The organism is Parvibaculum sp. (genome assembly GCF_035511255.1).
In the GTDB taxonomy this organism is placed as follows: Bacteria; Pseudomonadota; Alphaproteobacteria; order Parvibaculales; family Parvibaculaceae; genus Parvibaculum.
Genome location: NZ_DATKFR010000062.1, coordinates 1 through 10749, shown reverse-complemented (window position 1 = coordinate 10749; position 10749 = coordinate 1). Strand labels below are relative to the sequence as shown.

7 protein-coding genes are annotated in these 10749 nt (G+C 62.1%); all 7 read right to left on the bottom strand.

Annotated elements, in window-relative coordinates:
- Positions 1-1499: glycoside hydrolase family 15 protein (locus VMR03_RS02075; RefSeq protein WP_325401792.1), on the bottom strand; the 1499-nt coding region annotated here is incomplete at its 3' end.
- The gene (locus VMR03_RS02070) at positions 1483-2574 is read right to left on the bottom strand and encodes a glucose 1-dehydrogenase (RefSeq protein ID WP_325401790.1); all 1092 of its coding nucleotides are present in this window, start codon (positions 2572-2574) and stop codon (positions 1483-1485) included. The genes VMR03_RS02070 and VMR03_RS02075, both read right to left, overlap by 17 nt.
- A 101-nt stretch (positions 2575-2675) precedes the next feature.
- Complete coding sequence (locus VMR03_RS02065; RefSeq protein ID WP_325401788.1) at positions 2676-5759, bottom strand: efflux RND transporter permease subunit; 3084 nt, start codon at positions 5757-5759, stop codon at positions 2676-2678.
- Positions 5760-5772: 13 nt separating this feature from the next.
- Entirely contained in the window at positions 5773-6903 is a 1131-nt protein-coding gene (locus tag VMR03_RS02060) for an efflux RND transporter periplasmic adaptor subunit (protein ID WP_325401786.1), read from the bottom strand.
- A gap of 223 nt (positions 6904-7126) precedes the next feature.
- On the bottom strand, positions 7127-7909 hold the full coding sequence (locus VMR03_RS02055; protein WP_325401784.1) for a 3-hydroxybutyrate dehydrogenase: 783 nt from the start codon (positions 7907-7909) through the stop codon (positions 7127-7129).
- A 26-nt stretch (positions 7910-7935) separates the two neighbouring features.
- Positions 7936-9093, bottom strand: a complete 1158-nt coding sequence (locus VMR03_RS02050) for a patatin-like phospholipase family protein (RefSeq protein ID WP_325401782.1) — start codon at positions 9091-9093, stop codon at positions 7936-7938.
- A 143-nt stretch (positions 9094-9236) separates the two neighbouring features.
- A partial coding sequence (locus tag VMR03_RS02045) for a hypothetical protein (RefSeq protein WP_325401780.1) occupies positions 9237-10749 on the bottom strand: 1513 nt, incomplete at its 5' end.

The following is a 10749-nucleotide window of genomic DNA, read 5'->3' as shown; positions in this document are numbered from 1 at the left end:
TAACGCCGGACATAGCCGTCGACGAGAAGATCGCGTTCGATGCGGGCGATCGTGCCCCGAACACGTCCGTCTTCCGGCGGCAGAAAGCCGACGGCGGGCAGCAGCAACAGGCTCGCGTCGAGCGCCTTCGAGCCGAAGGCGCGCACGAAAGTGCCGCGCGAGGAATCATAGCCGTGGCGGCAGACGGCGTCGTGTATGTCCTGGCGGATGCGCCGCCAGCGGTCGAGCGGTCCGGGCAATCCGAATTCCTCGATGCTCTTGACGCCACGATCGAAGGCCGTCCACGCCATGACCTTCGAATAGGTGAAATGCTGACGCCCGCCGCGCGTTTCCCAGATGCCTTCGTCAGGCTCCTTCCAGATCGTTTCCAGATGATCGAGAATCGCGCGTTGAAGCGCCCAGTCCGCTTCGAGCGGCTCGATGCCGCCGCGCCGGGCCTGATGGAGCGCGTCCATCAACTCGCCATAGACGTCGAGCTGAAGTTGGTCGTGCGCGGCATTGCCGATGCGCACCGGCGCCGAGTTCTCGTAGCCGGGCAGCCATGAAACCTCGTATTCCGTCAGGCGGCGCTCACCGGCGATGCCGTACATGATCTGCATCTGGTCCGGACTTCCGGCAACGGCGCGCATCAGCCAGTCGCGCCAGGCGCCGGCTTCCGCGTAGTAGCCGCTGTTCATCAACGCGAGCAGCGTCAGCGTCGCGTCGCGCACCCAGCAGAAGCGATAGTCCCAGTTGCGCTCGCCGCCGATCTGCTCCGGCAACGACGTTGTCGGCGCGGCGACGATACCGCCCGTGGGCGCATAGGTGAGGGCCTTGAGCGTGATGAGCGAACGGATGACGGCGTCGGACCAGCGGCTTCCACCCGCATATTTTCTGGTCCAGCGCCGCCAGAAGGCTTCCGTATCCCGCAGGGCGGCGAGGGCATCGAGCGGCGCGGGCAGGGGAAGATGGGACGCCTCGTAGCTGAGCACAAAAGGGATTGTTTCGCCTTCGTGCACGGTAAATTCGGCAACCGTCTTCAGGTCTTCGCCATGGACCGTCGTGCCGGCCCGCAGCAGGATCATGTCGGGGCCGGCGACGGCACGGACCGAGCCGTCCTCCTGCCGGCTGACCCATGGCACCGTCGCGCCATAGCCGAAGCGGATCGCGAGCTTCATGCACATTTCGACCGAGCCGCGTTCGCCCTTGACCAACCGCACGATGTCCGAGGTCTCGCGACGGAGCGGCATGAAGTCGATGAGCGTGACGGCGCCGCTGTCAGTCTCGAAACGGGTTTCGAGGATCAGCGTACAGTCGCGGTAATGCCGGGTGATTTTCGCCGCACCATCCCGGGGCGCGATCCGCCAGTAGCCGTGTTCCTCGCCGCCGAGAAGCTTCGCGAAGCAGGCGTCGGAGTCGAAACGCGGCCAGCACAGCCAGTCGATCGAACCGTCGCGCCCGACCAGCGCCGTCGTTTCGCAATCGCCGATCAGGGCATAATCTTCAATGCGAGCCGCCATGGGCTTCTTCTTCCAGCGTGAAGTCGATGACGACCTTGATGTCGTCGGGCCGGCGGGTCAGCGCCTCGCGCCATTTGGACAAGGGAACGCGGCGGCTGACGAGGCTCTCGAGCCAGGCGCGGTCGGCGGCGGCGAGCGCCGTTGCGGCGGCTTCGTAGTGGCGGCGGTTGGCGTTCACCGTACCGAAGACCATTTCGTTTTCGAGGACGAGCGAACGATTGAGCGCGCCCATGTCGATTTCGATGCAGCGGCCCCCGGACGAAACGCCCGCCAGGCAGACGATGCCGCCGGCGCCTATGCCGTTCATGACGTCGATGACGACGGCGGAAGCGCCCGTGCATTCGATGACGATATCCGGGGCGATGTCGGCCGCGAGCCGGCCCAAGGCGGACGCATCGCCGGCATGATAGGTCGCGCCCAGTGCGCGGACGATGCCGGGTTTGGGGCCGTCTTCATGCCGGTCGAAGACGTGGACGTCGAGCCGGCGTTGCGCACCGAGGAGCGCAGCCAGGAGGCCGACGGGGCCGGCGCCCGTCACGAGCACACGCTCCGGCTTCCACGAGGCCGCGCGCGAGCCAGCCCGCATCACCTGCTCCCAAGCCTTGGCGACAACGCTCGTCGGTTCGAGAAGCACGCCGAGAGGACCGAGTGCCGGATCGATCTTCACGGCGAAATTGGGCTCGATGCGGAATTTCTCGGAGCAGAATCCATTGCGGCTCTTGATGCCGCGCTCGGTGTAGAGCCCGTTGCGGCACATGTCCCATTCGTCGATCGCGCAGGCGCGGCAGGGAACGGGGTCCGGCCGGCGCACGATCCCGACGATGAGATCGCCGGGCGAAAAACCGGACCCGGCCGGCGCCTCTTCGACCAGGCCGAGAGATTCGTGGCCGAGAATCAGGCGGGAGGCGCCGTCGGGCGCCCACCCATAGTCGCCGTCGAGAATTTCGTGGTCCGTACCGCAAATGCCGAGCGCAAGCGCTCGCGCCAGAATGGCCCCTTCCGCGACGGGAGGCTCGGGAAGCTCCTCGAGTTTTGCCGAGTTCTTCCGGCCGGGCGAGACTGTCAACGCGCGCATGGCCTCATTCACGCAATGGGAGGTGAGCAGTCGGAGGGCATATCGGTAGAACCGCCGATGAAGCCCTTCGTTCCGCCGCTTCCATTACATGAATGACAGGATCAGACCTCCGCCTCGAGTTCGGCCAGCTCGTCCTCTTCGGCCGCGATGGCCTGATGGTCCTCGGCGATCAGCATGTACATGGCCGGCACCACGAAAAGCGTGAAGAGCGTGCCGATCGCAAGTCCCGTCGCAATGACGAGGCCGAGATTGAAGCGCGACACCGCGCCCGCGCCGCTCGCGAGGATGAGCGGCAATACACCGAGCACCATGGCGGCCGTGGTCATCAGGATGGGGCGAAGGCGGATGCCGGTTGCTTCCTCGATCGCCTCGCGCTTCGACTTGCCTTCGAGCTGAAGGTTGTTCGCGAATTCGACGATCAGAATGCCGTGCTTGCTGATGAGGCCGATCAGCGTGACGAGGCCGACCTCTGTGTAGATGTTGAGGCTGGCGCCGCCGATGCCGATACTGATGAAGATCAGTGCGCCGCAGAGCGACATCGGCACGGTGATGAGGATGATGACAGGATCGCGGAAACTTTCGAACTGGGCCGCGAGCGTCAGGAAGATGATGACCAGCGCGAAGAAGAAGGTGATGAGCAGCGCGCTGCTTTCCTGCACGAACTGCCGCGACTGGCCGGAGAAGTCGACCGTATAGCCCGGCGGCAGCGTTCTCGCCGCCAGATCGCGGAGGTAATTGAGGGCGTCGCCGGTCGTGAGGCTCGGGTTCGGCACGCCGCTGATAGTCGCCGAATTGAGCTGCTGGAAGTGGTTCAGCGATTCCGGGATGGTCTTCATCTCGATATGCGCGACCGTGGAAAGCGGAATGGAGGCGCCCGACGCCGTGCGGATGTAGTAGTCCGTGAGCTGTTCGGTCGTGAGGCGATATTGCTGCTGGACCTGCGGGATCACCTTGTAGGAGCGTCCCGACAGGCTGAAATAGTTCACGTAGCCGCCACCCAGCATCGACGAGAGCGCCGCACCGACATCGGTCATGGTGAGACCCATATCGGCGACCTTGTCGCGGTCGATGACGATCTCGCCCTGCGGCTTGTCGAATTTGAGATCGGTGTCGACGAACATGAAGTTGCCGCTCTTCTGCACCTCGGCAAGGAAGTTCTGCGAAACCGTGTCGAGTTGCTCGAAGGACTCCGTCGTCTGAATGACGAAGCTGACCGGCAGGCCGCGCGCGCCCGGAAGCGGGGGTGGCTGGAACGCCACGGCGCGGACGATGGCGATCTTGTTGAGCTGCTGTTGTATTTCCTGCTGGAGCTGCGATGCGGTTTTCGACCGCTCGTCCCATGGAATGGTCACGAGGCCGGCGATGGCCTGTGTCGGCATGATCGCCTGGAAGACGTGATCGGTTTCCTTGTGGCTCCGGTAGACCTTGTAGACTTCCGCCTGGCCGAGCTGGCGCTGGGCGAGAGTAGCCGTCGGCGGCGCGGTGATGAGGCTGACGACGATGCCCTGATCTTCTTCGGGCGCGAGCTCCGTCTTGGCGAATGACCAGAAGACATAGAGGCTGCCGACGACGATAACGGCGAAAACGACGACGACCGAAATCTGGTCGAGGCTCGAGCGCAGCATCCGTTCATAGCCCATGCGCAGGCGTTCGAACCGCTCGTCGATGAAGGCGACGGTGCGCTGCTCCCAATCGCTTTTTTCGGCTTCGTGGGGCTTCAGGAAGCGTGAGCACATCATCGGCGAGAGCGTCAGGGCGACGATGGCCGATATCGTCACAGCTCCGACCAGAGTGAAGGCGAATTCGGTGAAGAGCGCGCCGGTGAGGCCGCCCATGAAGCCGATCGGCAGATAGACCGCGACGAGCACCACGGTCATGCTGATGATCGGCCCCGCTAGCTCGCGCGCGGCGATGATGGACGCCTGCACCGGCGATCGACCGTCCTCCAGATGCCGGTTCACGTTTTCGACGACAATGATGGCGTCGTCGACGACGAGACCGATGGCGAGCACCAGCGCCAACAGCGTCAGCAGGTTGATCGAGAACCCGAGCACCAGCATGAAGGCGAAGGCGCCGATCAGCGACAGCGGAATGGCGAGCGTCGGAATGAGCACGGATCGCGGCGATCCCAGGAAGGCAAAGACGACCAGCGTGACGATCAGCAGAGCCTCGACGAGAGTGCTGATGACCTCGTTGATCGAACTGTTGACGAACTTCGTCGCGTCATAGGCGATGGCGCCGTGCAGTCCGGCGGGGAGCTGCGACTGGATTTCCGGGAAGATGGTCCTGACGCGCTTCATGACGTCGAGCAGGTTTGCCGTCGGTGCGACCTTGATGCCGATCTGGACCGAGGGCTTGCCGTCGAACCCGGCGGAGGATTCATAGTCCTCGGCGCCGAGCGTCACGTTGGCGACGTCCTCGAGTCGGACCGATGCGCCGCCCTTGTTCTTGACGATGAGGTTGCGGAATTCGTCGAGCGAATGAAGGCTGGTCGAAGCCGTCAGGTCGAACTGTACCATCTGGCCCTTGGTCGAACCGACCGCGGACAGAAAATCGTTGCGCGACAATGCGGATGAGATGTCGGTCGCCGTGAGGCCATGGGCGGCGAGCTTTTCGGGGTTCATCCAGACGCGCAGCGCGAAACGCTTTTCGCCGAGGAATTCGGCCTGCTGCACGCCCTCGACGGCCTGCAGCTTCGGCACCACCACGCGGAGGAGATAGTCGCTGATCTGGTTGGTTTGCAGAACTTCGCTTGAGAAACCGATGTACATCGAGTCGATCGTCTCGCCGACGGCGATGCTGATGACCGGCTCCTGCGCCTCGGGCGGCAACTGGTTCTTGACCGCGTTGACCTGCGTGCTGATCTCGGTGAGCGCCTTGGAAGAATCGTAGTTGAGGCGGATCTGAACCTGAATGACGGAGAGGCTCTGCAGGCTGGTCGACGTCATGTAGTCGATGCCATTCGCCTGTGCGATCGATGCTTCCATGGGCGTCGTGATGAAGCCCGCGACGACGTCGGCGCTGGCGCCGAAATAAGTCGTCTGAATGGTCACGACGGCGTTTTCGGTGCGCGGGTATTGCAGAACCGGCAGCAGCGAAACGGAGCGCAGCCCGAGCACCAGGATGAGCAGGCTCACCACCGTCGCAAGGACGGGGCGCCGGATGAAGATGTCCGTGAAGTTCATGGGATACTCCGCCTTACCTGTCCTGCACGGTCGGTTCAGCCTCGTTCGGCATCTTCACGCTATTGTCGATGACGACATGGGAACCGTTGCGCAGCTTGATCTGCCCGGCGGTGACGACCATGTCGCCTTCCTTGACGCCCTTGACGATCGCAATCTGATCGCCGCGTGCCTCGCCGGTCGTCACGAAGCTCTGCTCGACGGTCAGCACGGGCTTGCCGTCTTCGCCGGCTTCGCCTTTTCTCACCAGATAGATCGACTGGCCGTAAGGGTTGTAGGTGATCGCTGTCCGCGGAAGCGTCAGGATGGATTGCGGAGCGCCGGTTACGATCGTCACCGATCCGAACATTCCAGGCAGCAGCTTGTGCCCGGGATTCGCGAGTTCCGCGCGAACCGAGACGTTGCGAGTTTCGGCATCGAGCTTCGAATCGATCGCGACGATCTTGCCGGTGAAAGTTTCGCCGGGGAAGGCGTCCGTCGTCGCCGTGACTTGCTGGCCCGGCTCGACGAGGCGGACGGACTGCTGCGGCAGGGAGAAATCGATAAAGATCGGATCGAGCGACTGCAATGTCGTCACCTTGGTGCCGGGGCTCAGATATTGCCCGACATCGACGAGACGGATACCGACGCGGCCCGCGAAGGGCGCCCTGATCTGCTTCTTGTTCACGAGCGCCTGCTGGGCGGCGACCTGCGCTTGCGCACTCCTGTAGGTGGCGACGGCGTTGTCGAGCGACGCCTGGCTGACGGCGCGCGTCCTGACCAGTTCCTTGTTGCGCTCATAGGTGAGGCGCGCAAGTTCGGCCGATGCCTTGAGGGCGTTCAGATTGGCGACATCGTCCTCGTCGGCGAGTTGCAGCAAGACGTCGCCCGCTTGTACCTCTTCGCCGGATTTGAAGGGGATGTCAGAGACCACGCCGGCAAGCTGTGGCGCGATGTCGGTGCCGCGGACAGCCCTGAGCGAGCCGACCGCCCTGAGCGAGGGGCTCCAGGACTGGTTCGACGCCGTAATTGCGGAAACCGTGGCGGCCTGGTTGCCCATCGAGGCGACGAAATTCTTGATGAAGTGCGCCTTGAGCATCTGGAAGCCGATGAAGCCCGCCAGAATGATGCCGACAATGGCGAGCATGATTACCATGCGTCTGGTCATGGGTTTCTCCAGGTCCGGTTTCAGCAAAGGTTACAGGAAGGGGCGATAAGCGTCAGGGGCTTGCGACGCACTAATGGATAGCAGATCGCGGCGTGAAAGAGATTAAGACGCTTTAACTAAGGCTGGACCCGGAAAGTCGCAAGCACGGAAAAGGCCCGGCAGGCCCGGAGAGCCCACCAGCCGTCGATCTGTGGCATTTCTGCAGGGCGGCGCGGGAAAACCCCTATTGCATGAACCAGCCGTGGCTGACCACCAGCGACTGCCCCGTCAGCGCATTGGAGGGGAAGCTCGCGAAGAGCAGGGCGACTTCGGCCACGTCCTGAACGGTCGTGAATTCCCCGTCGACCGTGTCCTTCAGCATGACCTTCTTGACGACGTCGTCCTCCGAGATCCCGAGCTGCTGTGCCTGTTCGGGAATCTGCTTTTCGACCAAGGGTGTACGCACGAAACCCGGACATATCACGTTGGCCCGCACCCCATGCGCACCGCCTTCCTTGGCCACGACCTTGGCAAGGCCGATCAGCCCGTGTTTGGCGGTTACATAGGGCGCTTTGAGGAGCGACGCTTCGTGTGAATGGACAGAGCCCATATAGATGATGCTGCCGCCGCGCCCCCCGGAATACATGTGTGGGAGGCAGGCCCTGGTGGTCAGGAAGGCGCCGTCCAGATGGATCGCAAGCATCTTTTTCCATTCGGCCAGCGTGAACTCCTCCAGCGGGTGCACGATCTGGACGCCGGCATTGCTGACCAGAACATCGACGCCACCCCAGGCTTTCACGACGGCGGCGACGCCGGCATTGACCTCGTCTTCGTTGGTGACGTCCATGGCGACCGCCATAGCCTCGCCGCCGCTTGCACGGAGGGCCGCCGCGGTGGCTTCGGCGGCGGGCAGGGCGAGATCGGCGATGACGACTTTCGCCCCTTCACGCGCATAGGTGGTGGCGATTTCCTTGCCGATGCCGCTCGCGGCGCCGGTGACGATGGCTATCTTGTCCTTGAGCTTCATGACGGAACTCCTACGCGGTGGGAAAATCAATCGGTGGCGTCGCGCGTCAGGTCGAAGATGGCGACGCCCATCTTGGGTCTTGTCCGTTTTTTCCAGATTTCGTGGCGCAACGTGCGGCGCACGTCGAAGCGTCCGGACTGCCAGTGCTCCATGACGGACGTGCGGGAGAACTCATAGTCTTTCGACTGGCTCTCGTAATGCTTGCGGCGATAGATGAGATGCACGATCGAGATGGCAGCCTTGTCGTTCTCGGCGCGCAATTGCTCGACGTCGGGATCGTGCTCCAGATTCTTCGGGAGCTTCGCCAGCAGGTTGTGAATGGCCATCTGCATCTTGTGCCGACGGCGAATGGTGTCGGTGTTGAGGCGTGTGCGGCTCGAATAGCGGATGTCTTTCTCGCGTTCGGCGGCTTCGGCAAGCGTGCGCGGCATCTCGCCCCGCGCGCTGAAAAGATCGACCTGGAAAATCAGCAGATCCTCGTGGCCGTCCGCATCGAGCACATATTGCAGCGGCGTGTTCGAGACCAGACCGCCGTCCCAGTAATATTCGCCCTCGATTTCGATCGGCGGAAACCCGGGCGGCAACGCGCCTGACGCCATGATGTGTTCGGGCCCGATCTTGCGATCGGCGCTATCGAAGTAGACGAAGTTGCCGCTGCGGACGTTGACCGCGCCAACGCTGAGCCGCGTCTTGCCGGAATTGATGAGGTCGAAATCGACAAGCCGTTCGAGCGTCGCCCGTAGCGGAGCCGTGTCGTAAACCGCAAGTGCGCCCGGCGTACCGGAGGGCTGGAGGAAGGCGGGCGGGAAAAACGGCTGAAAGAAGCCGGGCAAGCCGAAGGACGCCGCCAAAGCCGCACTGAACTCATTGAAGAGCGAGCGCGAGCCTAGTCCTTTCAAAATGGGCTCGGCGATCAGATGCGACGAGACCGACGACCAGAAATCGTGCAGTCGCTCCACCCGCCTCTTCGGCGGATTTCCGACAATGATCGCCGCATTGATTGCGCCGATGGAAATGCCTGAAACCCAGGCAGGCTCAATGCCGGTGACGGCAAGCTCTTCATAGACCCCGGCCTGATAGGCGCCCAGCGCGCCGCCGCCCTGAAGCACGAGAACGGGCACTTCGCCGGCGCGCAGCTCGCTGGAAGCGGACTTCGATCGTGAGTTTACGCGCGCCTTTGGCATGATCACCGGAGGGATGGGGAGGGCGGGATCGGGATGGGGCAGGCGAGAAATAAGAGGTCATCATAATGCGCAGGACATGAGACGCAATTGTGGCGTCGCAGCCTGCGCGCGTTACATCGCGGTAACGAAGCTGCCGCTGCTCTTCACATACCCGTGGAACCGGCGGTTCGGGCGAATTCCGGCTTGATCCGGTAAAACCTGTGTTGGGCGTCCCAGTAATATTCCTGTTCGAGGCGAGGATTCTTCCAAAGATCGGCAATGGCAGGGATCAGAACTTTTACGGCGGGATTGCCTATCATCGGAATCAGTATGACGTCAGGTTTACGAGACAGAACGTAATCGGAATCCGTTCTGAAATGCCCTGGCAGCCTGAGCGTGTTGGCGATGAACCGACCGCTGTGCGCGATATGCCGATCGACAAGGCCGACAAGATCCAGAATTGGAAGCGTGCCGGAGAAATAGCCGAGTCTCCCGATACCCACGGACGCGACCAGCGTCGCCGGAGGCGTGAATGACTCGATGGCGGTTATCACCCGACGAACATTCGCATCTTCACCCGAATGAAACAGATGATCTCTCGCGCTTGTCCGTTTTTTTGAAACAAGAAATTCCGTCTGGGTCGCGTTTGCAAAATCGATCGATCCGGGCCATGTGCCATACAACGACGTCCATGTCGAAAGAACGACAAGAAATCCAAAGGCCACCGCGATTGCGCGGTTCGTGTCGGACAGAAGGGAGATGGCGACGATTGCCCCCGTCACCATGAAGGGCAGGACCGGCAGCATGAAACGTCCAAGTCTGAAGACATCGCCGCCGATCCAGACGACATAGGCCGCGGTTGCAAGGACGTAGAGGGCCGGCAGCCTGAAGGCTCTCACGGAAAATGCAGCGATGATGCTTCCGGGGATCAACAGCGCGGGGCCGTCGACGAGAAAATTCCGAAGGTAGAGCCAGCCCCAGCCAATCGAGATGTCGCCGACCTTCGCGTAAAAGGTATTGGGCAGCGGATCGCCGTAGTAATAGATCCTGAAAATTGTATGTGCCGCGATGTAGCCGGCATAACAAAGCGACGGGACGCTATCGCGAATAGTGAGCCCGATATCGACTCTTCCGCGCTCGATCGTCCTCGTCAGGAAATCGCTTCCCAATAGAAACAGAGCCAGGATGGCCCCTTCGGGGCGCGTCAATGTTGCGAGGATACAGAGGGCCATGACCCAGAAAATCTGTCTCCTGTAAAAGGCATGAAATGCCAGAACGACCAGGAAGGCAAAAAGCGGGGTCTCCAGCCCGGAGGAGGTCCAGCAGGCAAAACTGTTGAATGACAAAAGACAAAGCGGAGCAACGCCGGCCAACCATCGTCTTGAGCGAGGCAGGAACTCCAGGGTGTAGAAATAAACGGCGAGGAGTAGGGCGCCGCCGAAAGCCGCGCTCAAGATGTATCCGACAGTGGGAGCTTCCAGACCAAGCGCCATGCCGAGGGCGATCAAGAGTGTCCAGAGAAGATTGGTGTAGCCCTCGACATACTCGCCGATATTGAAGACGAGTTCATGAGCATGCAGCAGATTCGCGGCGTAACGATAGCTGATGAACGCATCGTCGGCTTGCGGGACGAAGTGATACGATTCCCACAGGAAAATCGCGACGGCCAGCGTGGCC